Annotated in this window: 25 protein-coding genes; 15 read left to right on the plus strand and 10 right to left on the minus strand. The window is 62.1% G+C overall.

Annotation, left to right across the window (positions count from 1 at the left end; genetic code table 11):
- The first annotated feature begins 339 nt into the window (after window positions 1-339).
- On the plus strand, window positions 340-2,547 hold the full coding sequence (locus QCE79_RS27640; RefSeq protein ID WP_309849328.1) for a TonB-dependent siderophore receptor: 2,208 nt from the start codon (window positions 340-342) through the stop codon (window positions 2,545-2,547).
- An 81-nt stretch (window positions 2,548-2,628) separates the two neighbouring features.
- On the opposite strand, the gene QCE79_RS27645 is transcribed toward QCE79_RS27640, so the two are convergent.
- The 3 genes from QCE79_RS27645 to QCE79_RS27655 all read right to left on the minus strand — a co-directional run bounded on the left by QCE79_RS27645 (window position 2,629) and on the right by QCE79_RS27655 (window position 5,346).
- A complete protein-coding gene (locus tag QCE79_RS27645) occupies window positions 2,629-3,927 on the minus strand; it encodes an SUMF1/EgtB/PvdO family nonheme iron enzyme (RefSeq protein ID WP_309849330.1) in 1,299 nt (432 codons plus the stop codon).
- A 136-nt stretch (window positions 3,928-4,063) separates the two neighbouring features.
- The gene (locus tag QCE79_RS27650; RefSeq protein ID WP_309849333.1) at window positions 4,064-4,774 is read right to left on the minus strand and encodes a helix-turn-helix domain-containing protein; all 711 of its coding nucleotides are present in this window, start codon (window positions 4,772-4,774) and stop codon (window positions 4,064-4,066) included.
- Between the two features lie 101 nt (window positions 4,775-4,875).
- Window positions 4,876-5,346 carry a universal stress protein gene (locus QCE79_RS27655; protein WP_309849336.1) on the minus strand — a complete coding sequence of 157 codons (471 nt, stop codon included), beginning with the start codon at window positions 5,344-5,346 and terminating at the stop codon, window positions 4,876-4,878.
- Window positions 5,347-5,609: 263 nt separating this feature from the next.
- Between QCE79_RS27655 and QCE79_RS27660 the strand changes: the two genes are divergently transcribed.
- The 3 genes from QCE79_RS27660 (at window position 5,610) to QCE79_RS27670 (ending at window position 9,997) form a co-directional block, all read left to right on the plus strand.
- Complete coding sequence (locus QCE79_RS27660) at window positions 5,610-7,142, plus strand: MFS transporter (protein WP_250467442.1); 1,533 nt, start codon at window positions 5,610-5,612, stop codon at window positions 7,140-7,142.
- A 297-nt stretch (window positions 7,143-7,439) separates the two neighbouring features.
- On the plus strand, window positions 7,440-9,026 hold the full coding sequence (locus QCE79_RS27665; RefSeq protein WP_250509875.1) for an aldehyde dehydrogenase (NADP(+)): 1,587 nt from the start codon (window positions 7,440-7,442) through the stop codon (window positions 9,024-9,026).
- Between the two features lie 32 nt (window positions 9,027-9,058).
- Window positions 9,059-9,997: an SMP-30/gluconolactonase/LRE family protein gene (locus tag QCE79_RS27670; protein WP_309849340.1), complete on the plus strand. Its 939-nt coding sequence runs from the start codon at window positions 9,059-9,061 to the stop codon at window positions 9,995-9,997.
- A 98-nt stretch (window positions 9,998-10,095) separates the two neighbouring features.
- Here the strand turns inward: QCE79_RS27670 and QCE79_RS27675 are convergent, their stop codons facing one another.
- Entirely contained in the window at window positions 10,096-10,554 is a 459-nt protein-coding gene (locus QCE79_RS27675) for a hypothetical protein (protein WP_309849342.1), read from the minus strand.
- A 185-nt stretch (window positions 10,555-10,739) separates the two neighbouring features.
- Here QCE79_RS27675 and QCE79_RS27680 point away from each other — a divergent pair, with 185 nt between their 5' ends.
- Window positions 10,740-10,892: a hypothetical protein gene (locus QCE79_RS27680; RefSeq protein WP_244828674.1), complete on the plus strand. Its 153-nt coding sequence runs from the start codon at window positions 10,740-10,742 to the stop codon at window positions 10,890-10,892.
- 61 nt (window positions 10,893-10,953) lie between these two features.
- On the opposite strand, the gene QCE79_RS27685 is transcribed toward QCE79_RS27680, so the two are convergent.
- Complete coding sequence (locus tag QCE79_RS27685) at window positions 10,954-11,571, minus strand: DUF3005 domain-containing protein (RefSeq protein ID WP_250466619.1); 618 nt, start codon at window positions 11,569-11,571, stop codon at window positions 10,954-10,956.
- Between the two features lie 280 nt (window positions 11,572-11,851).
- On the opposite strand from QCE79_RS27685, the gene QCE79_RS27690 reads away from it, so the two are divergent.
- Both QCE79_RS27690 and epsC read left to right on the plus strand, forming a co-directional pair.
- On the plus strand, window positions 11,852-12,085 hold the full coding sequence (locus QCE79_RS27690) for a hypothetical protein (RefSeq protein WP_244828671.1): 234 nt from the start codon (window positions 11,852-11,854) through the stop codon (window positions 12,083-12,085).
- A 97-nt stretch (window positions 12,086-12,182) separates the two neighbouring features.
- Window positions 12,183-13,163, plus strand: a complete 981-nt coding sequence (gene epsC / locus QCE79_RS27695) for a serine O-acetyltransferase EpsC (protein WP_250466620.1) — start codon at window positions 12,183-12,185, stop codon at window positions 13,161-13,163.
- 5 nt (window positions 13,164-13,168) lie between these two features.
- On the opposite strand, the gene folE is transcribed toward epsC, so the two are convergent.
- The 4 genes from folE to QCE79_RS27715 all read right to left on the minus strand — a co-directional run bounded on the left by folE (window position 13,169) and on the right by QCE79_RS27715 (window position 15,076).
- Window positions 13,169-13,819: a GTP cyclohydrolase I FolE gene (gene folE, locus QCE79_RS27700; RefSeq protein ID WP_244828667.1), complete on the minus strand. Its 651-nt coding sequence runs from the start codon at window positions 13,817-13,819 to the stop codon at window positions 13,169-13,171.
- 73 nt (window positions 13,820-13,892) lie between these two features.
- Window positions 13,893-14,111, minus strand: a complete 219-nt coding sequence (locus QCE79_RS27705; RefSeq protein ID WP_309849350.1) for a hypothetical protein — start codon at window positions 14,109-14,111, stop codon at window positions 13,893-13,895.
- A gap of 49 nt (window positions 14,112-14,160) precedes the next feature.
- Window positions 14,161-14,616, minus strand: coding sequence for a VOC family protein (locus QCE79_RS27710; protein ID WP_250509881.1), 456 nt, complete (start codon window positions 14,614-14,616; stop codon window positions 14,161-14,163).
- Window positions 14,617-14,653: 37 nt separating this feature from the next.
- Window positions 14,654-15,076 carry a nuclear transport factor 2 family protein gene (locus QCE79_RS27715; protein ID WP_250466624.1) on the minus strand — a complete coding sequence of 141 codons (423 nt, stop codon included), beginning with the start codon at window positions 15,074-15,076 and terminating at the stop codon, window positions 14,654-14,656.
- 150 nt (window positions 15,077-15,226) lie between these two features.
- Here QCE79_RS27715 and QCE79_RS27720 point away from each other — a divergent pair, with 150 nt between their 5' ends.
- The gene (locus QCE79_RS27720; RefSeq protein ID WP_309849358.1) at window positions 15,227-15,862 is read left to right on the plus strand and encodes a TetR/AcrR family transcriptional regulator; all 636 of its coding nucleotides are present in this window, start codon (window positions 15,227-15,229) and stop codon (window positions 15,860-15,862) included.
- 56 nt (window positions 15,863-15,918) lie between these two features.
- Here QCE79_RS27720 and QCE79_RS27725 read toward each other — a convergent pair whose 3' ends face one another.
- On the minus strand, window positions 15,919-17,298 hold the full coding sequence (locus tag QCE79_RS27725; RefSeq protein WP_244828654.1) for an MFS transporter: 1,380 nt from the start codon (window positions 17,296-17,298) through the stop codon (window positions 15,919-15,921).
- A 419-nt stretch (window positions 17,299-17,717) separates the two neighbouring features.
- Here QCE79_RS27725 and QCE79_RS27730 point away from each other — a divergent pair, with 419 nt between their 5' ends.
- The 7 genes from QCE79_RS27730 (at window position 17,718) to QCE79_RS27760 (ending at window position 25,348) form a co-directional block, all read left to right on the plus strand.
- Window positions 17,718-18,680 carry a 2-hydroxyacid dehydrogenase gene (locus QCE79_RS27730; protein ID WP_309849362.1) on the plus strand — a complete coding sequence of 321 codons (963 nt, stop codon included), beginning with the start codon at window positions 17,718-17,720 and terminating at the stop codon, window positions 18,678-18,680.
- Window positions 18,681-18,765: 85 nt separating this feature from the next.
- Window positions 18,766-19,665, plus strand: a complete 900-nt coding sequence (locus tag QCE79_RS27735) for a LysR substrate-binding domain-containing protein (RefSeq protein ID WP_309849365.1) — start codon at window positions 18,766-18,768, stop codon at window positions 19,663-19,665.
- Window positions 19,666-19,838: 173 nt separating this feature from the next.
- Window positions 19,839-21,716, plus strand: coding sequence for an ABC transporter permease (locus QCE79_RS27740; RefSeq protein ID WP_309849367.1), 1,878 nt, complete (start codon window positions 19,839-19,841; stop codon window positions 21,714-21,716).
- Window positions 21,713-22,459 carry an ABC transporter ATP-binding protein gene (locus QCE79_RS27745; protein WP_244828647.1) on the plus strand — a complete coding sequence of 249 codons (747 nt, stop codon included), beginning with the start codon at window positions 21,713-21,715 and terminating at the stop codon, window positions 22,457-22,459. The genes QCE79_RS27740 and QCE79_RS27745 overlap by 4 nt, the downstream gene beginning before the upstream one ends.
- Complete coding sequence (locus QCE79_RS27750) at window positions 22,456-23,175, plus strand: ABC transporter ATP-binding protein (RefSeq protein WP_244828646.1); 720 nt, start codon at window positions 22,456-22,458, stop codon at window positions 23,173-23,175. The genes QCE79_RS27745 and QCE79_RS27750 overlap by 4 nt, the downstream gene beginning before the upstream one ends.
- Window positions 23,176-23,205: 30 nt before the next feature.
- Entirely contained in the window at window positions 23,206-24,411 is a 1,206-nt protein-coding gene (locus QCE79_RS27755) for an ABC transporter substrate-binding protein (RefSeq protein WP_309849373.1), read from the plus strand.
- Window positions 24,412-24,427: 16 nt separating this feature from the next.
- Window positions 24,428-25,348, plus strand: coding sequence for a LysR family transcriptional regulator (locus tag QCE79_RS27760; RefSeq protein WP_244828644.1), 921 nt, complete (start codon window positions 24,428-24,430; stop codon window positions 25,346-25,348).
- The last annotated feature ends 54 nt before the right edge of the window (window positions 25,349-25,402 follow it).

Raw genomic sequence — 25,402 nt, forward strand, 5'->3', positions numbered from 1 at the left:
TCACTTGATTCCAGTGGGTTGCGAATGAAGTCACTTTAGCGATCGGCTTCGTTGAAAACCATGCAGAAGTTATTTCGCGGGATGTCACGTCAACGACCTGCACCGGGCCTGCCGAAAAATCGAATTTAGATGCGCTTGCCTTTGGACAGCCGTCTGAATGTTGCGTCGCTACAAATTTTCCATGCGGTTAATGATAACGAATCGCATTTACCCTATAATGCCGGCGACAATAGAACAGACCGAACGTGCGTGAGCCTTTCGGCGTTCGCCAAAATAATCCCGCCCGGATTCCCCTTGCCCTGGGACGGTAATCGACCATCACCGACGTTCTTCCGATTCATGCCCGTGTTCCGTTCGAATTCCGCGCAGGCCTTGCCTGCCAAGGCGCTTGTTCATCGCGCCGCTATCGTTGCCGCTATCGCCGTCGTGTTTTCCGTGTCGGCCCAAGCTCAAACTGCCGACGCTCCATCCAGCACCGATAACAGTGCTTCTCCCGCCAACACTTTGCCTGCGGTCAAGATTCAGGCATCGAAAGAAGCGTTGCCCGGTTCGCTCGAACCGACTTATGCAGGCGGCCAAGTCGCGCGCGGCGCAAGTTTTGGCGTGCTCGGCCAGCAGAAGATGCTCGACGTGCCGTTCAGCATGACGACTTACACGTCCAAGCTGATCGAAGATCAACAAGCGCGCACTATCGGCGACGTGCTGATGAACGACCCGTCAGTGCGCACGTCTTACGGCTTCGGCAACTTCGCCGAGACCTACGTCATTCGCGGCTTCCAGTTGCAGGGCGACGATGTGTCGCTCAACGGTCTCTATGGCATCACGCCGCGCCAGCTCGTCGCGACCGACGCGCTCGAACGCGTCGATGTCTTCAAGGGCGCAAATGCGTTTCTGAATGGCGCATCGCCGGGCGGTTCGGCGGTGGGCGGTGGTTTGAATCTGCAGTTGAAGCGCGCGGACGATAAGCCGCTTACGCGCGTGACGGTGGAGGAAACCGCTTCGGGCGATTTCGGCGCGCATGTCGACGTGGGTCGCCGTTTCGGCAGCGAAGGGCAGTTCGGTATTCGCGTGAACCAGGCGAATCACGACGGCGAGACGAGTATCGACGGCGAACATCGGCGCGACAATACGACGGCCGTGTCGCTCGACTGGCGCGGCGAAAAGCTGCGTCTCTACGGCGATTTTCTGTATCAGCGCCAGCGCGTGAACGGCGGCCGGCCGACGGTCAACGACTCGGCGAACTACATCCCCGAGCCGCCCTCGGCCACGTATAACTATGCGCAGACGTGGAGCTATTCATCGCTCGAAGATACCGTCGGCATCCTGCGCGCGGAATACGATTTTCTGCCTGGCTGGACGGCTTACGTGACGGGCGGCACGCGTCACACCAACGAGCACGGGGAGTATTCGTCGCCCACGGTGAGCGCGACTGGCGTGACGGCCACGCGTCTCGGCGTGCCGCACCAGGAGGACAACACGTCGGCGGAAGCGGGTGTGCACGGTCATTTCAACACGGGACCGGTGTCGCATTTCGTGGCGGCGGGCGCGTCGATCGTACGGACGGATTCGCAGTCGGCCTACACGCTTTCCGGTTCGTTCCCGACGAGTCTGTATGACACGCCGCAAGTCGGCTATCCGGCTAACGCGTTCACGGGCGGCAATCTGCAAGATCCGCAGACCACCGCGCTGAATCTGCTGCGCAGCATTTCCGTGTCGGATACGCTCGGCTTCCTGAACGATCGCGTGCTCTTCACCATTGGCGCCCGGCACCAGGAATTGCTGTCGAATTCTTACTCGTACACCGGAGCGCAGACGGCGAACTATAACCAGTCGATCACGACGCCGGTCTTCGGCCTGGTCGTGAAGCCGTGGGAAAACGTGGCGCTGTTCGCGAATCGCAGCGAAGCACTGACCATCGGCGACACGGCGCCCAACACCGCGCTCAACTTTGGCCAGCAACTCGCGCCCGAGAAGTCGAAGCAATACGAAGTCGGCGCGAAGTACGACAACGGCAAGTACGGCGCATCGCTCGCGCTATTCCAGATCGAAAAGCCGATGACCTACACCAACACCGCGGGCTTCTTCGTCGCGGACGGTGACGAGCGCCATCGCGGCGTGGAGGCATCGGTGTACGGCGAGCCGGTAAAGGGCGTGCGCCTGATCGCGGGCGCGACTTACATCAACGCGACGCAGCAGGACACGGGCACGGCCGTGACCAACGGTAACAAGCCGATCGGCGTGCCGACCATGATGTTCAACCTGAACGCAGAATACGATGTGCCGATGCTGAACGGCCTCACGCTAACGGCGCGCTGGATCCACACGGGCTCGCAGTATCTGAACGTGAACAACACGTTGTCGATCCCGGCGTGGGATACCTTCGACCTCGGCGCGCGCTACTCGACAGCGGTTTTCGGCCGTCCGACGACCTTCCGCGCAAGCGTGCTCAACGTGGCGAACAAGTCTTATTGGTCGTCGACGAGCGGCGGGTATTTGCTGCAAGGCGCGCCGCGCACGGTGCTGTTGTCGGTAACGACGGATTTCTGATGCTCACATAAAAACGCCGCTGGTTCGCAATGGAACCGGCGGCGTTTTCGTTTGCGCGATACACGTCAGGCAATCAGGCGTTCAGGCACTTATGCAGCGAAACCCGGCGTAGACGTACTGGTAATGCCCTTGAAACCAGTTGCGAAAACTTGGTCTCAACATGCATGCCGCGGTACGCGGTGAGCCGCCCTTCATGATGAAGTGCTTGCCGTCGAAGAAATTGGCCGAATAGCCGAGATAGAACGGGAAGGGCTCGAAGCCTTCGAGCGGCCCGAATACCGTCGAGGTCCATTCCCAGCCATTGCCGAACTGGCCTTCGACGCCAAAGCCGCTGCGATTCTCCGGATACGCCTGCACGGGTGAGGGGTCCCAGCGCCGGAAGTCGAAGTTGCCTTCTACTTCGTGCGGCGCACCCTCCGCCGCGCGCTGCCATTGCGCCTCGCTCGGCAGCGCCTTGCCGGCCCAGCGCGCATAGGCGTTCGCCTCGGCATAACTCACGTACACCGGCCAGTCGAGCGGCAACTCGATTTCCTCGAACATCGTGCGCAGTCGCCAGCCATCGGAGCTGTCGCTTTCGGCGGGAATCCAGAAGGCCGGATGCGCCACGCGTTGCTCCTCCTTCCACGCCCAGTCGGCATCGGTCCAATAGGCACAATTCCAGTAGCCGCCGGCATCGATGAAGCGCAAATAGTCGCCGTTCGTCACCATGTGGCGGTCGATCTCGAACGCAGGCACGTCCACGCGAACCTGGCCGAACTCGTTGTCCCAACCGAACATGCCGCCTTCGCGCGTCAGCCCGAGTGTCGCCGTTCCGGCCGGCACGCTCACCGTCTCGTGGGAAAGTTCACGTTCGGAGTTTCGCTGCGAAATCGCATTCGCCGGCGCGATTTTTCTATCGACTGGCAATTGATGCAGCATGTAGGCAAGCGTTTCGGCATGCATCAGCCGATGTTCGATTGCGACTTCCAGCAACTGCGCGGGCGATTCGTCGGCGGAAAGCGGCCGTGCGGCGATGGTCACCGGATCGAATTGCGCGTCGATATCCGCGCGCACGCGGTCGCGATACGCCCGCACTTCGGCGAGCGTGGGCCAGTCGGCGGGCTGATCGGTGGGCAAGCCGCCATCGACCGGATCGATGCCGAAAGCAAAGAGTTGGTCGTAGGCAGGATTGAAGTCCGGCAGGTTGAAGAGCCGTTTGTCGAGCAGATTACGGTCGAAGGCTTCGAGATGCCCGATGTAGAAAACGATGCGATGCCGTTCGGCAATCGGCCGGTCGTAAAGATGCTCCGGCTTGACGATATCGAACAATTCGTCGGTCACGCGACGCGCCTCGGCGAGCCGGTCGAGCAACGGGTGACGCAGGGAAGGTTCGCGATTCATGTCGCCCAATCTCCGTGGCTTGGCCAATCAGAAAGATTAAAGCGTAGCGAACCGCGTGCCAACTGAAAAATCCACGCGGTTTATGCGCGTTTTGTCTAACAATCGCGGCGCAAGGCGCGCCGCGCAAGGCTTTGCGTCAGATGCTGCGCAGGCGTTCGAAATCGTTGATGCGAATGGATTTGCCCTTCGCTTCGATGAGGCCGAGCTTGTCGAAACGCGAGAGCGTGCGGCTCACGGTTTCAAGCGTCATGCCGAGATAGCTACCGATATCGTCCCGCGTCATGCGCAACGTGAACTCCGCCGTGGCATACCCCCGCTTGGCGAGCCGCATGGATAGATCGAGCAGCAAGCGTGCAACGCGCTCTTCGGCGCGCAGCAGGCCGAGTTGCAGGACATGATCCGCCTCGCGATTGATAGCCTGTCCGAGCATGCGAAGCATCCGCTTTTGCAGGGTGTCGGTTTCGCGGCACATGCGCTCGAAAAGCGCATACGGAATGACACACACGGAACTGTCTTCGAGCGCGATCGCGTCGCAGGCATGCTCGCCTTCGCCGATACCGTCGAGCCCGAGCGCGTCGCCCGCCAGCAAGAGGCCCGTGACCTGTTCGCGTCCGCCTTCGCGGATGACCACGGTCTTGATCGACCCCGAGCGCAACGCGAACAGCGAATCGAACGGAGCGCCCGCACGGTAGAGCGCTTCGCCACGCCGCACCGAACGCGTAACCGAGATCACATGTTCGAGCTTGGCGATGTCACGAGCGTTCAGGCCTTCGGGCATGCAGAGATGGCGCATGGCGCAGGTCGAGCACTGAGCCAGATTGCGCCGTGAGGGAAAAATGTCGGACATGGCGGCCGCTTTTGTTGATGGATGACAAAAACCATTGTCCCATCGCGGGATTGTTAACCCTGGCGACAAAATGCCGCGCATCCGTTTGCGCTAGTCCATGGTTAGGCGCTCTCGTCGCCTTCCGGGCTGGCTGCCGAGGGAATCAGCAGAACGGGCAGCGTGGCTTGCCGCAGGCATCGCTCAGCAACGCTGCCAAGAAGCAGGCGCTGAAAGCCTTTGCGTCCGTGCGTGCCCATGATCAGCACATCGGCGTTGAAGTCGACGGCGGCCTTGGTGATAAGCATCGCGATGTCGTCGCTCGCGGTGGCCTCGACGGTCACGACCTGCCCTTCGATGCCGCGTTGCCTGAGCGCGTCCGCCGCCTGTCGAGCAAGGTCGGAGCTTTCCTCCGCCAGCGTTTTCTGCAACTGGCTCGGATCGTAGCCGGGCACGTCGAAGTACACGGCCCCGCTCTCGACGACGTAATACGGCTGCACGACGGCCTGATGCGTGACAGCGAGATCGAGCGCGATTTCGAAGGCGCGCTGTGAAGTGCGGCTTCCGTCGATGGCGACGACAATGCGTTTGAACATGACGTTTTCCTCATTCCCGGTCGATGTTTCACCGTGGATTGCACGGCGAGAAGGCGCTTCCAGCATAGCGCGCGAGTAGTCCGAAGACGTGCGGTTAATTTTGCGCTGAGTCGATCTGCCGCAAGCTAACCCGTACAATTCGTCTTTCTGACATCAGCGCCCGCTTAAAAATTCCATGGGCGTTCCTCCGACTCGTTTTCCCAGCCCGCCGCATGACCGAAACCCAGCCGCCAGCACTCGCCTTCAGAACCGCGCTTTACGCGATGCTCGGCATCGGACTCGTCAACATGCTCGTGGCGCTCGATCAGACCGTGGTGAGCACCGCGCTGCCGTCTATCGTCGCGGAACTGCACGGCTTCGAGTATTACGCGTGGATCGCGAGCGCGTATCTGCTGGCGTCGGTGGTGACGGTGCCCGTGTTCGGACGTCTCGGCGATTACTTCGGCCGCAAGCGTTTCGTGATCGCCGCGGTGATCACGTTTACCGTGGCGTCGGTGTTGTGCGGACTTGCGCCGGACATGCTGTTTCTCGCGCTTGCGCGCGGCTTGCAGGGCGTGGGCGGCGGCATGATGGTCGGCACCGCGTTCGCCGCGATCCCCGATCTCTTCCCCGATCCGCGTGCCCGCGTGCGCTGGCAGGTGGTGCTGGCGGCGGCATACGGCATAGGCACGGCGGCGGGGCCGTCGCTCGGCGGCTGGATGAGTCAGCACTGGGGCTGGCGCTCGACCTTCCTCGTGAACTTGCCGGTCGGCGCGCTGGCGCTGTACTTCATCTGGGCGCATTTGCCGAATCTGCATCAGCCGCGTGAAGGTGGCGTGAAGATCGACTGGCCCGGCGCCGTGCTCGTCGCGCTCGTGCTCGGCGGTTTCCAGGCGTTGATCGAGGCACTGCCGAAAGGCGGACTGTCGGCTGGCAATCTCGCGCTCGGCGGCGCGGTGATCGTGGGCGCGGCGGCGCTTCTGATTTGCGAGCGGCGCGCGACGCATCCGATCATCCCGCTCGATATTTTTCGTGAGCCACAACTCGTCACGTTGTTCACGCTGTCGTTCCTCGCCGGCTTCGTCATGTTCTCGCTGATCTTCTTCGCGCCGCTTTTGCTGCAGGGCGGCTTCGGCCTTTCGCCGCAGGAGGCGGGGTTGCTCGCCACGCCGATTGCCGCGTGCATTGCGCTTGGCAGCTTCATCAACACGCGTATCGTCATTCATTTGCGCAAGCCGACGATGATCCTCACCATCGGCTTCACGCTGCTGATGCTGGCGTCGGTGGCGCTTGCCTTCGCGCAGGAAACGACGCCCTATTTGTATATCGAGCTGCCGATGGGCGCGGTCGGCATTGGTTTGGGCTTCGTGCTCAACAACATGAACATCTTCGGGCAGGAGATCGCGGGGCGCGAGCGTTTCGGCATCACAACGGCGCTCTTGCAGTCCACACGCATGGTCGGCGGCATGCTCGGAACGAGTATCGTCGGGACGATCGTCGCGCATCATTACGCGAGCGTGGTTTCGCGCACGATCAGCGTTCTGGGTACGAGCGCGGCGTCGCAGTGGCGGCCGCGTTTTATCGACCCGCGCATTCTCGTCGATGAAGCGTTGCGCGACACACTGCTGTCCGAACTGCGCACGGCCGGGCTCGATGCTCCCGCGCTCTTCGATGCTGCCCGCGACGCGCTCGTGCAGTCCATTCACATCGGCGTGATGTTGACCGCAGTGGCCGCGCTGGTGGCGGCGTTGCTCGTGCGGCGGATTTCGCATATCACTTTTCGGCGGGCTGGGGCTTCGGCGAAAGACGCGGCGTAAGGCGCGGCGGTCAGGCTGAACGGCTGCCGCGCTTTAGTACGATCGGCTGCGCCTTCCACGGTTTGGTACCTTTCTGGCGCCAGTGTGCTAGCTTTTCGACGCGATCACCGCAGCTACGACACGCGTCGCTCATGCATTCGCGGAACGCTTCCCTCGCGTCGCCGGTCACTTAAATCAAGACGCGCAGCGCCGCACGCGGCACGCTTACTGCGCCCGTTCGTCGACACGTTCATTGCCGCGCGCCCTCGGATTTAATGAAAGAAGGCGCATCCGGCCTCATCGATACAAGGAGCTGACATGAAGATCACCGGCGAAATGCTGATCGGCGCATCGGCCGTACGAGGCACCGACGCCACGCTGCGCGCCTTCGATCCCGCACGCGACATCGAACTCGAACCCGTCTTCGGCGGTGGCGGCGACGCCGAAGTCGCGCGTGCCTGCGAACTCGCGGATGCCGCATTCGACGCGTATCGTCTCGCGCCGCTGGAAACCCGCGCGCAGTTTCTCGAAGCGATCGCGGACAACATCATCGCGCTCGGCGATACGCTGATCGACCGTGCGCACGCGGAATCCGCGTTGCCGAAGGCGCGAATCGAAGGCGAACGCGCGCGCACGGTCGGACAACTGCGGCTCTTCGCGTCGCTCGTGCGTGAAGGCCGATGGCTTGCCGCGACGCTCGATTCCGCCCAACCCGACAGAAAGCCGTTGCCGCGCTCCGATCTGCGTTTGCAAAAGATTCCGGTCGGTCCGGTTGCCGTGTTCGGCGCTAGCAATTTTCCGCTGGCGTTCTCGGTCGCGGGCGGCGACACGGCGTCGGCGCTCGCGGCGGGCTGTCCTGTCGTCGTCAAGTCGCATCCGGCTCATCTCGGCACGTCGGAACTCGTGGGACGCGCGATCCAGAAAGCCGTTGCCGACAGTGGCCTGCCCGAAGGCGTGTTCTCGCTGGTGGTCGGCGCGGGCAATGCCATCGGCGAGGCGCTGGTGGCGCATCCCGCGATCAAATCGGTTGGTTTCACGGGCTCGCGCCGCGGCGGCCTCGCGCTCGTGAACATCGCGGCGAAGCGCCCCGAGCCGATTCCCGTTTTCGCCGAAATGAGCAGCGTGAATCCGGTCTTCGCTTTGCCGGGCGCGCTCGCCAAGCGCGGCGATACGCTCGCTTCGGGCTATATCGATTCGGTGACATTGGGCGTCGGCCAGTTTTGTACGAATCCCGGCCTCGTGATCGCGCTGGCGGATTCCGATCTCGACGACTTCATCGATCACGCGGCGGCCGCGCTCGAAAAGAAGGGCACGCAGACAATGCTGACCGCGGGCATCGCCGACGCCTACGCGAACGGCGTGAAGGAACGCGACGCGACGGGAGCGGAACGCATTGCAACGGGCAAGCAGGAAGGTGGCGCAGCTGGCAAGGGCGGCGCGTTGCCGGCGCTGTATCGCGTGACGGCGGAGCAGTTCTTGACCGTGCCGCAGCTCGCCGACGAAATTTTCGGGCCCACGTCGATCATCGTTGTGTGTCAGGGCGAGGACGAGATGATCGACGTCGCGCGTCGTTTGGAAGGCCAGTTGACCGCGACCTTGCTGATGGACAACGACGACATCGATCTCGCGCGCCGGCTCATGCCCGTGCTCGAACGCAAAGTGGGCCGCATTTTGGCGAACGGCTTTCCGACCGGCGTCGAGGTGTCGTACGCGATGGTGCACGGCGGCCCGTACCCGGCGACTTCCGACAGCCGAGCGACTTCGGTCGGCGCGATGGCAATCGAACGATTCCTGCGGCCGGTCTGCTATCAGGATTTGCCGGCAGCGCTCTTGCCGGAATCGCTTGCCGATGACAACCCGCTCAATCTCTGGCGCCTGCGCGATGGCGAGCTGGGACCGAATTGATCCACTTGAGCCAAACCGAGGAGACCCCAAGCATGACAAGCAACGAGCGCCGCTATCCCGACCCTGCCGTCCGTGTGCTGGACCCGCGCTTCAATGCGTTGAGGCTGGCATCGGCGTCGGTGGAATGTCTGTATCAGGGCGCGCGATGGTCGGAAGGCCCGGTATGGTTCGGCGATGGCCGCTATCTGCTGTGGAGCGACATTCCGAACAACCGCATCCTGCGCTGGGACGAAGAAAGCGGGCAGGTCGGCGAATTCCGCAAGCCGTCGAATAATGCCAACGGCAACACGCGCGATCGCGAAGGGCGGCTCGTCACGTGCGAGCATCTCACCCGGCGCGTGACGCGCACCGAGTACGACGGTTCGATCACCGTGCTCGCGGATCAATACCAGGGCAAGCCGCTCAATTCGCCGAACGATGTGGTCGTGAAGTCGGACGGCTCGATCTGGTTCAGCGATCCGCCTTTCGGCATCGACGGCTATTACGAAGGCGAAAAGCAGACGGCGCAATTGAAGCCCGCGGTGTATCGCGTCGACGGCCAAAGCGGCGAGGTCACGCTTGTGTTCGATGGCTTCATCGGGCCGAACGGGCTGGCTTTTTCGCCCGATGAGTCGGTGCTGTATGTCGTCGAATCGCGTTCGTCGCCACGCACGATTCACGCGTTCGATGTGCTCGACGACGGCTGGAAGCTAGGCGAACCGCGCCTCGTCATCGACGCCGCACGCGGTACGCCGGATGGCTTTCGCGTGGATATCCACGGCAATCTTTGGTGTGGCTGGGGTATGGGCGACGCGGAACTCGACGGCGTGCGCGTTTTCACGCCGCAAGGCGAGGCGATCGGACATATCGATTTGCCGGAGCGTTGCGCGAACGTGTGTTTTGGGGGAAGGCATCGCAACCGGCTGTTCATGGCGGCAAGTCACGGCCTGTACGCGCTTTATGTGAATACGCAGGGCGCAAAAGGCGGTTAAGCCATTCAGAATGCGCCGTGTGTGAGCGCGGCGCGTTCAAGCCGATGCTTTCTTAAAATCTGAACGTGTCCCGGCACCGAGCGCAAGGCCTACGCGATTCAGGCTGTAGCGCGCGGCGGCATCCGCGAGACGAGATAGAGCGATGCCGCGAGCTTGCACACCAGTGCCGCACCGCAAATGATTGCGCCGGTCGGCAACGCATGCCATTGCAGGGCGATGGTCGGCGCCACGAACATGACGGACACGAAGCCGAGCGCGACAGTCATCCAGCGCGCCCACTGCAGTCGCGCGGCGACGCACAGATAAAGCAAGCCGACAAGCAAGCGCGAGACAATAGATGCAGCGAGCGGATGACTCGACGCATCGCCCGGAAATCCAATCGCGATAGCTAGCGCGAGTTCGGCCCATGACAGCGCGTACGCCGCGCCAAGGCACACGAGCGCGGATCTGAAGCGCTGTTCGGCCGCCGTGCGCGGCTCAGGAGGACGCGTGTTATCTATTGGGACGGATGCGGCGGTGTCGCTCGCGTAGCTTTCGTAGGCTTCGATCGTGGCCATTTGTTCTTCCCCTTGGTCGCGCTTCAGTCGATTAACGCGTTATCCGCGCTGTCGTTCTCATGCCTGTTCTCAGGCGTTTTTTCGTTGCATGACATGAGCATACGGCGTGCCTGAGCGATTGACGTTCGTCGGAGGAACACGCGTTGCTCGCTGAACATCAGCTTTCACCACGACAGGAGCCGAACATGAGCAACCAGAAAGAGCAAAATCCTCACTCCGAGCGCGACGAGGAAGACGTCGACAAAGCCGTGGAAGATACTTTCCCGGCAAGCGACCCGCCAGCAACCGGCGGCGTCACGCGTATCGAGCCGGATGAAGAGAAAGATCAGAAGAAATGAAAAAAGCCACGCTTCGCGCGTGGCTTTTAGTGGCGTCACGCCAGCGTGGCGCCGCGCTACGTTACGACTTGTCGATTTCGAAAAGCCGCGAAGGCCGCATGTGATTCAGGGCGTAATGCTTACGTCCACGCAAGGTGTTGCCATGCGCGTCGCGGCTTACATAAACCTGATTTTCCTCGACGGCGCGAATGCTTGGCGGCACCATCCCGCGGTCGATCACGCGATAACCGTGATCTAGCGCCAGCAATATTCCGTTGCGACCTGGCCGGCTGTCGAACCCGCCAAAGCCGTCGCCTTGCTCGGCGACATGGTTAGCATGCGTCGCGTTCGAATTGATGACGGCATCCGGATCGGTGGCCTGCATCTGCTCATAGCGCTTCGCCTGGATGTTCTTGCCATCGGCATCGACGGTGTCGTCGAGGGTCTCGTCGTTGGCGACGTCGATGCCGCGCGGCCGCGACTCCGGCGTGCCGAGCGGTCCGATATTGCGGTCGGCCTGGCCCGCGCTTTCCTGCTTCGCGCCCGCGCCCGCGCCCGCATGCGCCTCGCGGCCAGACTCGGCCTTCTTCGCATCGCTCATGTTCACGCGCGCAGTCTCTGCGCTCGGCGTCTTGATCGGGCTGTCGGCGGCGCGATCCGCTTGCTTGTCTTGCGACTCGTTGGATTCGGCGTTATTCATTTCCTGCTCCTTGGGAACTGGCTAAACCGTTTTTCCTCACGCAAGACTCGTTCCGGAAATTTGGCGACGGAACTCCAGCCCTTGCAGGCGGGACACTCAATCGTCATCGAATTTTTAAGGCTTTTTTTTGAATGCCAAGCGGATTTCCTGCAAGTATTATTTGGAACCTGCTGGCAGCAAAGCGCGAATGCGGGACGCGAGCAACAAGGAGGGCGTGTCCAGTACGGCTGCTGGTTGAGCAAGTCATACGAACGAGCAGGGCACTTCACACAGGTGACTCATGCAACAAGATGCAGCCTTTTCACATCGAGGCTATCTACTCAACTGTGCGCCAGCCAGGACGGGGGATGGCAATTATCAGCCGTACGTCGTGATTTCGCGATCCAGCGACGGCGAGCTCGTTGCGAACCGATTCTTCCCTGCGGACTTGCGATTTCGCAACGAGGGGGAAGCCATCGCGCACGGCCGCGATTGGGCCGTCCGATGGATTGACGCAAGTCACGTTACCGTTTAATCCGCAGGCCGTACACGCAGCACGCTTGCGCAAAACCGTTTACGCTTAGTGTTCATCCGCCGCCACTGCGCGGCCTCCGAACGCCAGCCCAGAAGACATGCAGAACAAGTCCTTACCCGAGCAGGCAGCGCCATCCGATTCTTCCACTCACGCGCCCCACGAATGGGGCTTGTCGCGCATCGTCGCCGACTTACGCCAATCGCGCGAGGAACTGCATCGCACGCGGCATCCGCTTGGCATACGTGAGTTGCCTTCGCGCGAGGCGATCGTGAGGATCGTCAACGGCCTGCGCTCCGCGCTCTTTCCCACGCACTACGGCGCGCCCGATCTGACCGATGAAAGCGTCGACTACTACGTCGGCCAGACGCTGGAAACCACCCTGCGTCTCTTGCATGAGCAGATTCGCCGCGCGCTGCGCTTCTTGCCCGAGCATCGTGAGACGGGCGAAGCAGAGGTCACGGCGCAAGCGTTCGCCATTGCGCGCGAGTTCGGCTCGCAGTTGCCGGAGATTCGCGCGCTGCTCGTCAGCGACATTCAGGCTGCCTTCACGGGCGACCCCGCCGCGCAGCACATCACCGAGATTCTGCTGTGCTATCCCGGCATCTGGGCGATGACGCATCACCGGCTCGCGCATGCGTTGCATCGGTTGGGCGTGCCGCTGCTCGCGCGCTTCATCAATGAGATCGCGCATTCGCTGACGGGTATCGACATTCATCCGGGCGCGACCATCGGGCCGAGCTTCTTCATCGATCACGGCACGGGCGTGGTGATCGGCGAAACGGCCGTGATCGGCCGGCATGTGCGCGTGTATCAGGCCGTGACGCTGGGCGCAAAGAGCTTTCCCTCCAGCAGCGACGGTGTGCTCGTGAAAGGCAACGCGCGGCATCCGGTTGTCGAGGACGATGTCGTGATCTACGCGGGCGCGACCATTCTCGGGCGCGTGGTCATCGGCAAGGGCTCGGTAATCGGCGGCAACGTTTGGCTCACGCACAGCGTGCCGCCGGGCAGCAGCGTTTCGCAGGGCAAGATCCGCGAAGGCAGCGGCGCCGATTCACCGGGCAACGGTTACGGCGCTTGATAGCTCTAAGTGTTCGAGACGTTGAACACGCTTTGAGTGCCGACGATAGACAAGAACTCACGCCGCGTCGATGGGTCGTCGCGGAACGAGCCAAGCATGCGCGATGTAACCATCGACACGCCCGCCTTGTGCACGCCGCGCGTCGACATGCATTGATGCGCGGCTTCCAGAATCACGCCGACACCGAGCGGTTGCAGCACTTCGTTGAGCGTATCGGCAATCTGCGCGGTCATCTTCTCTTGAATCTGAAGGCGCTTGGCGAAGGCGTCGACCAGACGCGCGAGCTTGGAAATGCCAACCACGCGTTCTCGGGGCAGATACGCGACGTGCGCCCGCCCGATGATCGGCACCATGTGATGCTCGCAATAGCTCTCGAAGCGAATGTCCTTCAGGACGATCATCTCGTCGTAGCCCTGCACTTCGGAAAAAGTGCGGGCAAGGATTTCATGCGGGTCTTGCTGATAGCCGGCGAAGAACTCTTCATACGACCGCACGACACGCGCCGGAGTGTCGAGCAGGCCTTCGCGACGCGGATCGTCGCCCGCCCAGCGCAAGAGAACGCGCACGGCGGCTTCGGCTTCCTCGCGGGACGGACGATCGGCCGGTTTAGCGTGGATGTCCGAATCGGAAAAATGGGTTTTGCGCGGGGCGCTCATTATTAGCTCCTTTCACATCGAAAGTGCGGATAGCACCCCTGTATTGTTCCATGTTTTCGGACCCTATCAGGGGTCAGGTCTTTCCTCCACCGTCGATGCCTGAGCCCGTCCGCCAGACTTGCTTGCCGTCTTCGTTGAGCGTGCCGCTACTGTTGTCTTTGTCAGGCTCGGTGCCCGGTTCGGCCAGATGGCCGCCCGGTTGCTCCTGCGCGGGCTGCTTCTCGCCCTTGCGCTGCTCGATGCGCTCCTCTTGCGAACGTCCCGCGTAATTGTTGCTGCCTGCATTGATCATGGCGCTTCTCCTCGATTAAGTTACGACCAGAAGCGCGCAAGAGCTATACCTAGGCGGGTTTGTTTTCCGCGCCGCCAACCACCATCCACGACACGCCGAACTTATCCTGCACCATGCCGAAGCGCTTGGCGAAGAACGTCTGCGTGAGTGGCATCTGCACCTGTCCGCCGTCCGATAGTGCGTGGAAGAACTTTTCGGCTTCCTGCTCGTCCTCCGTGGAAATGGACAGCGACACGCCCTGGAAATTCGGCTTGCCGCTGCACATGCCGTCGGACGCCATCAGCATGGACTGGCCCACTGTAAAGGCCACATGCATGACCTTGTCTTCCGACCCAGGCGGCATGCCGCAACCGCTCGCGGCCTCGCTGCCGCCACCGGATTTGCCGGCGTCAGGGTTGTCGCGAAAGCGCATCATCATCAGCACTTGTGCGCCGAGACTCTCGCGATAAAACGTGATCGCTTCTTCGCAGCGGCCTTCGAAGAACAAATAGGGTTGCACTTGCATGTCTGCTCCTTGAGTAATGCGTGAGTTGCCAGGTGAATTACTGGGACTCGTCGGGGTCCATATCCATTGTCAATGGCACCGACGCGTGTTCGTGCACGACGCGCCAGTCGCCGTCGATTCTTCTGAAGCACACGGTTGCACGCACGACGTCGTCGCGCCCGCCCGCGGCCACGCGATTCACCGCATGCGCGAACGCGAGATCGCCGCTCACCGCCACGTGCAGATCGCGCACCTCGAACACGAGCGGGCCGCTGATGCTGTCGAACCAGCGCTGCCAATGCTCGCGATACAGCTCGACGCCTTTGAAGGATGCGGGCGGCACGACATCGAACACGACGACATCCGCCGCGTAATGAGTCACCAGCGCAGCCGCGTCTTTTGCAAGCACGGCTTGACGCCACGATTCCGTGAGTTCACGGATGCGTGCTTCATCTTGCGCACGTTCGTTCTTGACGACCATGACCTTCTCCTCGATGACGTTGAACCTGAGTCGTGACAATGCAACGACACAGCCTTTGTTTCAGGCGATATTTTTGTTTGTGTACACCGTCCACAAAAAATAGCAGAGATAATGGACAGTGTCCACATAGGTAAAACCTCGCTTATAAAAATGACAAAAGCCAAGCCGCGCAGCACGTATCGACATGGCGATTTGCGCCGCGCAATGATCGATGCCGGCATTGCGCTCGCACGCGACGGCGGGCCGGACGCCATCGTGCTGCGCGAAGTCACGCGGCGCGCGGGCGTGGTGCCGAACGCCGCGTATCGTCACTTCGGAAGTAGACAGGAGTTGTTGACGGCCGTGCGTTCCGCGGCGTTATCGGCGGTCGCGCAAGCAATGGAGGAAGAACTCGCCGCGCGGCCGAAAAAGCGCAAGCGTGCCGATGCCGCGAAGGCGGGGCTACGCGCGGTCGGCGTGGGTTATCTGCGTTTCGCGCAGACCGAGACGGGTCTCTTTCGCACCGCGTTCACCGCGCCGCCAACCGAGTGGGGCGAGCATGAAGCCTCGTATGGCGTGGGGCCGGGCGGGCTCGATCCCTTTCAGTTGTTGAGCCGCGCCCTCGATGAGATGGTGGATGCCGGCGCGCTCGATCCGTCAAGCCGGCCAGAAGCCGAATATCTCGCGTGGAGCGCGGTGCATGGCTTCGCGCTCTTGCTGATCGAAGGGCCGTTGCAGGGATTGCCCGGCGAAGCCATCGAACCGCTTGCCGAGCGCTTGCTCACGATGGTGGAGAACGGTTTGTAATCGCCATGAAAAAAGGCCGCGAGACAATCGCGGCCCTTGGCAGAAGCGAACGCTGGTTAAACTCGTTCTATCTTTCCGGACGCAGGCTCGACCACGCTGAACAACAGCAGCAAACAGAGCAGCGACGTCCCGAGCATGTAAAGGAACACACTGGTCCAGCTATAGCTGTCGAGCAGGAAGCCCACCGCGAGCGGTGCGCACGCGCCGCCTATCTGCCCGAGCGAATTGACGATACCGAATGCAGTCGGATACGTCGCCTTGCTTGCAAGTCCCATGGGATACGCCGAGTATCCCGCGAAGCCGATGCCGAGCATGAGGCCCGAGAGAATCAACGCCGCGCCGAGATAGACCACGCTGTCCGGCGCGTCGATGAGCGCGAACATCATGAGCATGGTGCCGAGCGCGCCGAGCATCATCATCGGCTTGCGGCGGCCGCCGAGCAGACGGTCGGAGATCAGGCCGCCGAGCATGTTGCCCGCCACCGCGCCGATGAACGGCGCCGAAGCGAGAAAGCCCATCTTCACCGAGGCAAAACCCTTCACGGTGACGAGATACGTGGGGATCCACGAGATGAAGATGTTGCTGATGCCGATCATGCAGCCATAGCCCAGCGCAATGCCGAAGATATTCCACGAGCGGAACACTTGCCCGACCGTTTCCAGCGGCGCCACGCGCTTCGTGCGATTGATGCCGTCGAGCCAGGGCATGGGCTCCATTTCGCCACGGCGCACAAGCTTGCCGGTCGAGCCATCGGTGGCGGATTCATCGAGAATATAGCGGCGTTCCGCGGGCGAGCAGAAGCGGTTTTCGCTCGGCGAATTCGTGACGAGAAACATCCATGCGACGGCAAAGAGAATGCCCGGAATGGCGAACACATAAAAGATTTCGCGCCAGCCCCAAAGCTGGATCACGATGATGCACACCGAAGGCACGATCAACGGTCCGAGCTTCGATGCGGCGATCCAGAGTCCTGCTGCCGTGCCTTTTTCGCGCGTCGGAAACCAGCGGTTGATGACGTTCGTGCAGCCAATGCCGAGCGGCCCTTCCGACAGCCCCAGACCCACGCGATACGTCATCAAAAGCAATACCGAGGACGTCGTTCCCATCAAGCCCGTGAAGACCGATGTCAGCAGCATGAAGACGGAAAACAGAATGCCAGTGGTGCGTTCACTGAGCCGTTTGTAGAGCAGGCCAACCGGAATCTGCACGAAACCGTAAGCGAAGGAAAAGAGACTGACGATCATCCCCGCTTCCGAATTGGAGATGTGATATTCCTTCTTGAGATACGGCAAAGCGAAGCCGAAGTTGGCGCGGTCCGCGCACGCGATGGCCCAGATGCAGAAGATCAGGCCCATCACTACCCAGCGATGGCTGGTTCGTTTCTCCGCGATCGGTTCTGCTTTCGCCGCGCCCGCGACGCTGTCGGCATTGTTCATTCGTCTTCCTCCGGTTCATACGGCTTCAGCGCTTCGACGCCTTTTCCGCGCGATGCTGCAACAGATGAATTTCAGCGCGCGTTGCCGCCGAGATGGACCGACTGGGTGGAATGCGATGCAGAAGGGGAAAAGAAGCGGCGTGTTTTCAAGCTGTGTCTCCGATCTGTATGCAAGGCTTTTTTATGGTGTTCCTGCCGGTGATCCCATTGTCGGGGTGGTGATTTTGGGCGTCCAATCTTTTATTGCTATTACCTGATTCCCGGATTGAATCGATCGAGCGATACCTTTGAGAGCACGCCAATAACGGTATCAGTTGATAGCGCTTTGGGATTGGACGCGCCACGCAAAAGGCGACATGATCCGTCGACATCGCGGCCTGGCGCATGGCAGGCGAGACACGACCCAAAGGAGCCACCCAATTGAAGCCGACGAAGCCGAGCATTCTGCAACTGAACCCCATCCTCGTTCCCGCGATCAACGAGACGCTGGAGTCGCTCTACATCATGCATCGTCTCTTTCAGGTGGACGATAAGGACGCGTATATCCGCGAGCATGGCGCTGCGATCGAAGGCGTCATCACGGGCGGCCATACGGGCATCTCCAACGATCTCGTCGACAAACTGCCCGCGCTCAAGGTGATCGCGGTCAATGGCGTGGGCACCGATGCCGTCGATCTCGCGTACGCCCGTTCGCGCGGCATTCCGGTCACAGCCACCTTCGGCGCCTTGACCGAGGACGTCGCGGATCTCGCCATTGGCCTGATTCTCGCGGTGTTGCGTGAAATCTGTCCGGGCAACGACTTCGTGAAGACCGGCAAGTGGCCTGAAAACCCGAGCCCCGCTGCGATTCCGCTGTCACGCCGTTTCAGCGGCAAGCGCGTGGGCATCGTCGGCATGGGCAAGGTCGGGCGCGCCATCGCCGTGCGCGCCGCGGCGTTCGGCTGTCCTGTCGCCTATACCGATGTACGCGACATGGACGACATTGCGCATCGCTTTGTGCCCGACCTGCTGCAACTCGCGCGCGACAGCGACATCCTCGTGCTTGCCGCAGCCGCCGATAAAGCGCAAGGCATCGTCGATGCAGCCGTGTTGGACGCCCTGGGCCGCGACGGCTATCTCATCAACATCGCGCGCGGCAAGCTCGTGGTGGAAAGCGATCTCGTGCAGGCGTTGCAGGGCGGCGTGATCGCGGGCGCGGGTCTCGACGTATTCGTCGATGAACCCAACGTGCCCGCCGAACTCTTCGGCATGGACCGCGTGGTGTTGCAGGCGCATCGCGCGAGCGCGACGGTGGAATCGCGCACGGCCATGGGCGAGATGGTGCTGTCGAGCATCGCGCAGGCGCTTGCCGGGCAGCGTCCCGAAGGCAGCCTGACGACCTGATGCATGCACGGCCGTAAAGCAACGCAGGAGCCACTCGCGAGCCTCGACCTATAATGATCGGCTATTTCGTCAAAGTCGATTCCGCATGCTCGATCTCGGACAAGTGCGTTGCTTCGTCGCCGCCGCGACGGAACTGAACTTCAGGCGTGCGGCTGCGCTGCTCAACATGACGCAGCCGCCGCTTTCCAGGCAGATTCATCTGCTTGAAGAGAATCTCGGCGTCCTGTTGTTCGAACGCGTTGGCCGCACGGTCAAACTGACGCCGGAAGGGCGTGTCTTCCTTGCCGATGCCGCGCGCCTCCTGAATCTCTCTGAGCAAGCGGAAAGCACGGTGCGGCGCGCGAGCAAGGGCAAGACGGGACGCGTGCGGCTCGGCTTCACGGGCGCGGCCGGCTACGAGTTGATTCCGCGACTGCTCGTCGCGGCCAAGCACGCGCTGCCCGATATCGATGTCGTCCTGCTCGAACTCGTTTCCGTCGCGCAGATCGAGGCCTTCGCGGCCAATACCATCGACCTCGGCTTTCTGCGGCCCTTGCCTTCGCGGCAACAGCTCGAATTTCTGCTCATCGACAGAGAGCCGCTGATCGTCGCGCTGCCCGCCGGTCACGAGCTATGCGCTTACGACGAGATCGCCCTGCCGCAACTCGATCAAGAGCCGTTCATCATGCACTCGCCGGTTCACGGCAAATACTTCTGCGACCGCATCATGGGCATGCTCGCGAGGGAAGAAGTGAACCCGCATTTCACGCAATATATCGACCAGACGCCCACCATTCTCTCGCTCGTGCGCGCGGGGCTTGGTCTTAGCATCCTGCCGGCGTCGGCGCAGCGCTTTCATTACGACAACGTCGAGTTCAGGCATATCGCCAACAATCACGTGCAGGCGGAAATGAGCATGGCATGGCGCGTGGATCAGGATAATCCCGCTGTGACGGCCTTCAGACTCATGGCCGCGGATCACTTCGCGAGCCGGGTGCAGGACTGATCGACGCTTGCGCCCCAAGCGCCCATGCGAGCTTCAAAAGCAGCGCTCGAACCGGTTTCCCGCGCGCTGCTTTTTGATGCAATAAGGCCGAAGCGTGCATTTCATCGATAATGACGGCTCGCTCGCCCAACGCACGACTCAGCCCGATTCAAGCCGACTCCCGACCGCGCCCGATGCTCGCCAACTTGCTCGTCCAACTCGTCAACGGTCTCGCCGATGCCTCCGCGCTCTTTCTCGTCGCCTCGGGTTTATCGCTGATATTCGGGGTGACGCGCATCGTCAACTTCGCGCACGGCTCGCTCTACATGCTCGGCGTGTACGTCGCGTACAGCCTGACGAGCCGCTTCGGACAGAGCGTCGCGGGCTTCTGGATGTCGGTGCTGGCGGCGGCGCTCGTCATCGGCGTGCTTGGCGCGCTGATCGAAGTCGGCGTGTTGAGGCGCATCTATCGCGCGCCCGAGTTGTTCCACCTCCTCGCAACCTTTGCGCTTGTTTTGATCTTTCGCGATGCCGCGCTCTATCTCTGGGGCCCCGAAGACCTGTTCGGTCCGCGCGCGCCGCATCTCGCGGGCGCCGTGCAATTGCTCGGTCACGCGTTGCCTTCGTATGACATCGCGCTGATGTGCATCGGCCCGCTCGTGCTCGCGGTGTTGTGGTGGGCGCTGACGCGCACGCGCTGGGGCACGCTCGTGCGCGCGGCAAGCGCCGACCGCGAGATGCTCGGCGCGCTCGGCGTGAATCAGGCGTGGCTTTTCACCGGTGTCTTTTTCGCGGGCGCGTTTCTCGCGGGGCTGGGCGGCGCGCTGCAAGTGCCGCGCATGTCGGCGAATCTCTCGCTCGATCTGGAGACTATCGGCAACGCGTTCGTCGTGGTGGTCGTGGGCGGCATGGGTTCGATACCCGGCGCGTTCGTCGCTGCCTTGCTGATTGCGGAGATCAAGGCGCTATGCATTGGCATCGGGCATGTGTCGCTCGGCGGTATCGACTTTTCCCTGTCGAAGTTCACGCTCGTCGCGGAGTTCGTCGTGATGGCCGTGGTGCTCGTGTTGCGTCCGTGGGGACTCTTCGGCCGTCCGCAAGCCATCGCGCGCACTGCCGCGCCCGCCGATACGCCGCTTCGTCCCGCCACGCGCCGCCTGAAAATCGCAGCAGCGGGCGTCATCGTCTTGCTGGCGCTTGCGCCGCTCGCCGCTGGCGCGTTTCCCTACATGCCCGTGTTGCTCGTCGAAATCTTTATCGCCGTGTTGTTCGTCGCGAGCCTGCATTTCATCATGGGACCGGGCGGCATGCATTCGTTCGGGCACGCGGCTTATTTCGGCTTAGGCGCCTATGGCGCGGCCCTTTTCCTGAAGCTCTTTTCGTGGCCGATGGAAGTGTCGCTCGTGCTCGGCCCGCTCATGGCAGGCGTCGGCGCGCTCGTGTTCGGCTGGTTCTGCGTGCGCTTGTCGGGCGTCTATCTCGCCATGCTCACGCTCGCGTTCGCGCAGATCGTATGGTCCGTCGTGTACCAATGGGATGAAGTCACCGGCGGCAGCAATGGTGTGCTCGGTATCTGGCCAGCGGCGTGGCTGGCGTCGCCGGTTGCGTTCTACTATTTGACGCTCGTGTTCGCGATCTTCGGCGTATGGCTGTTGAGGCGCATGCTGTTCGCGCCGCTCGGCCTCGCCATGCGCGCCGGCCGCGATTCGCCGTTGCGTGCGGAAGCAATCGGCATCGACGTCATGCGCGTTCAATGGATGGCGTTCGTCGTCGCGGCGCTCGTGTGCGGTCTCGCCGGATCGCTCTATGCCTTTTCCAAAGGCAATATCTCGCCGGATGCGATCAGCGTCTCCCGATCCGTCGATGGTCTCGTCATGGTCCTGCTCGGCGGCATACAGACGCTATCCGGGCCTGTCGTCGGCGCCGCGCTCTTCATGTGGCTGCAGGATACCGTCGCGCGTCAGACCGACTACTGGCAGGCGCTGCTCGGCGGCGTGATCCTGCTGCTCGTGATCGCGTTTCCGCAGGGCATCGTGGGCTTTGCGCGCGAACGTTTCGGGAAGGCGCAATGACGCTCTTGCGCATCGAGCATCTTTCGAAATCGTTCGACGGCGTCAAGGCTGTCGATAGCGTGTCGTTCGATCTCGCGGCGGGCCAGTTGCTTGCGCTCATCGGGCCGAATGGCGCGGGCAAGTCGACGTGCTTCAACATGATCAACGGGCAGTTGAAGCCTTCGTCGGGATCGATCCGTTTCGACGGTCACGAGATCGCGGGCAAGCGTCCGCGCGATATCTGGCGGCTGGGCGTCGGGCGCACGTTTCAGATTGCCGCCACGTTCAATTCGATGACGGTGCTCGAAAACGTGCAAATGGCGTTGTTATCGCGTGAGCGTCGCGTGTTCAATCCGTTTGCGCGCGTGGCCGCGTGGCGCGAGGATGAAGCGCTCGCACTGCTCGAACTCGTCGGCATGACGTCGCACGCGAACCGTAGTTGCGCGGTCTTGGCGTATGGCGATGTGAAACGCGTCGAACTGGCGATCGCGCTTGCGAATCGACCGAAGCTGCTGTTGATGGATGAGCCCACCGCAGGCATGGCGCCGCAAGAGCGTCACGCGCTAATGGCGTTGACGGCGCGGCTTGCAAGGGAGCGCGATATCGGCGTGCTGTTCACGGAGCACAGCATGGACGTGGTGTTCGAATATGCGGACCGGTTGATCGTGCTGGCGCGGGGCAAGCTGATCGCGGCAGGCGACGCGCGCACCGTACGCGACGATCCGCGCGTGCGCGAAGTCTATCTCGGGGAGGGCAGCGAATGAGTCGATCGAACGCGCTCCTCAAGGTCGAGGCTTTGAACGCATACTATGGCCGCGCGCAGATTCTGTTCGATGTCGGCTTCGAAGTGGGGCGCGGCGAAGTCGTCGCGTTGATGGGCCGTAACGGCGCGGGCAAATCCACGACGATGAAAGCGGTCATGGGCATGCTCGCGCGGACATCGGGCACCATTCGCTTCATGGGCGAGGACATTGCGGGCATGGCGCCTTACCGTATCGCGCGCATGGGGCTTGGCTACGTGCCGGAAGACCGGCGCGTGTTCGGCGATCTCACGGTGATGGAAAATCTCGACACGGGACGCCAGCCGCCGCGCGAAGGTGCGCCGCAGTGGACGCCGGACAAGCTCTTTCGCGTATTTCCGAACCTTGGCGAGATGCGCGAGCGGCGCGGCAGCCGCATGAGCGGCGGCGAGCAGCAGATGCTCACGGTTTCGCGCACACTGATGGGCAATCCGCGCCTCGTGTTGCTCGACGAGCCATCGGAAGGCGTTGCGCCGGTGATCGTGCGGCAAATGGCCGACATGATCCTCGAACTGAAGCGCGAGGGCTTGTCGATCCTGCTGTCCGAGCAGAATCTGAACTTCGCGGAACGCGTCTGCGACCGCGCGTATGTGCTGGAGAAAGGGCAAGTGCGCTATGCGGGCGCGATGCGCGATTTCGTGCGCGACGGCACCGCGCGACGCGACTTGCTCGGCGTCTGACGGAACGAATCGACCAAAGGAGAACGCTTGATGATTACCCGAGCAGGCACGCTGATTCGCCTGACCCTGACTTCCGCCGCCATGAGCGTGACCCTCGGCGCGCACGCCGACACCATTCGCATCGGCGAGATCAATAGCTACAAGGCGCAGCCTGCGTTTCTCATGCCGTACAAGAACGGCTGGAATCTGGCGCTCGACGAGATCAACGCGGCGGGCGGCATCCACGGCAACAAGCTCGAAGTCGTCTCGCGCGACGACAACGGCAATCCGGGCGATACGGTGCGCGTCGCGCAGGAACTCATCGCGCGCGAACAGGTGCAACTGCTCTTCGGCGGCTACTTGTCCAACACTGGCCTCGCGCTCTCGGACTTCGCCAAGCAGCGGCGCATTTTCTTCCTCGCCGCCGAGCCCTTGACGGACAAGATCGTCTGGCAAGATGGCAACAAGTACACGTATCGGCTGCGGCCATCGACCTATATGCAAGTGGCGATGCTCGTGCCCGAAGCCGCGAAGCTCAAGAAAAAGCGCTGGGCGCTGGTGTATCCGAATTACGAGTACGGACAATCGGCCGTGGCGACCTTCAAGCGTCTGCTCAAGGCCGCGCAGCCGGATGTGGAGTTCGTCGCCGAACAAGCGACGCCGCTCGGCAAGGTGGATGCCGGCGCGGTGACGCAAGCGCTCGCCGACGCCAGGCCCGACGCCATCTTCAACGTGCTCTTTAGCGCCGACCTCGGCAAGTTCGTGCGCGAAGGCAATACGCGTGGCTTGTTCAAGGATCGCGCGGTGGTGTCGTTGCTGACGGGCGAGCCTGATTATCTCGATCCGTTGGGCGCTGAAGCGCCGGTCGGTTGGGTGGTGACGGGCTACCCGTGGTATTCAATCGATACCCCCGCCAACAAGAAGTTCGTCGCGGACTACGAGGCGAAGTATCACGACTATCCGCGGCTCGGTTCCGTGGTCGGTTATACCGCGATGATGTCGCTTGCCAACGGCCTGAAGAAAGCCGGTTCCGCCGATCCCGACAAGCTCGCGGCCGCCTTCAAGGGCCTTGGCGTCGATTCACCGTTCGGACCGATCACCTACCGCAAGCAGGACAATCAATCGACGATGGGCGCGTATGTCGGCGTCACCGCGCTCAAGGACGGCAAGGGCGTGATGACGTCGTATCGTTATATCGACGGCGCGAGCGTGCAGCCATCCGACGACGAAGTGAAGAAACTGCGGCCCGCCGACTGACGCATCGACATTAGAAATGGACTACCTGACAAGCCTGAAGATCTTTCGCACGGTAGTGGAGGCGCGCAGCTTCGCGCGCGCGGCGGATATTCTCGGCTTGTCGCCGCCGGTCGTTTCGCGCGCGATCGCGGGCCTGGAGCAGCGCCTGGGCAGCAGGCTTTTCAATCGCACGACGCGGCAGATATCGCTGACCGAAACCGCCGAGCGCTTCTTCACCGACTGCTCGCGGCTTCTCGACGAACTTCAGGCAATGGAGGAACGCGCCTCCAATCGCGCGAGCGAGGCGACAGGCCTCTTGCGGCTCGTCGCGCACACCACGGTGATGATGAGCCGCTATGTCCCGTTGATCGCGAGCTTCAGACGCGAGCATCCGCAAGTGCGGCTCGATGTGACGCTGACCGAGCGTCCCGTCGATCTCGTCGGCGAAGGCTACGATCTGGGTATCGTCATGCCGTTCATGTTGTCGAGCGATACCGTGGTCACGCGTCTGCTCGAAACCATTCCGCTTGCGCTCGTCGCCAGTCCCACGTATCTTGCGGCTCATCCGGCGCCGCGTCATCCATCCGAACTCATCGATCACGACTTCGTGCCGATGTCCGCGTCCATCCGCAAACCGGCGCTGACGTTTCGAATCGGCGGCGAGGACGTGATCGTGCCGCTGCGTTACGATACCTCGTCGAACAGCGCCGTCTTCAATCGCGCAATGGTGCTGGAAGGCTTCGGCATCGGCATGTTGCCTGTCGCGCTCGTGCACGAGGAAGTGCAAGCCGGCCGGCTCGTGACGTTACTCGATGCCTACGAACTCGTCGATGGCGCCATCGAATTCAAGCTTGCCTTCAGCACGCGTACGCTCTTGCCCGCCAAGGTGCGCGCCTTCGTCGAACATGCGGTGCGTTTCTGCTCGGACCAAAGCGCAACAGCCCGCCCGCACGCCTGATCCCCGATTCTTTCTCTCCGCGTTATTCACTCATGTCGGCCGCGCAGGTTGACC

Source organism: Caballeronia sp. LZ003 (assembly GCF_031451465.1).
Taxonomy (GTDB): Bacteria; Pseudomonadota; Gammaproteobacteria; order Burkholderiales; family Burkholderiaceae; genus Caballeronia.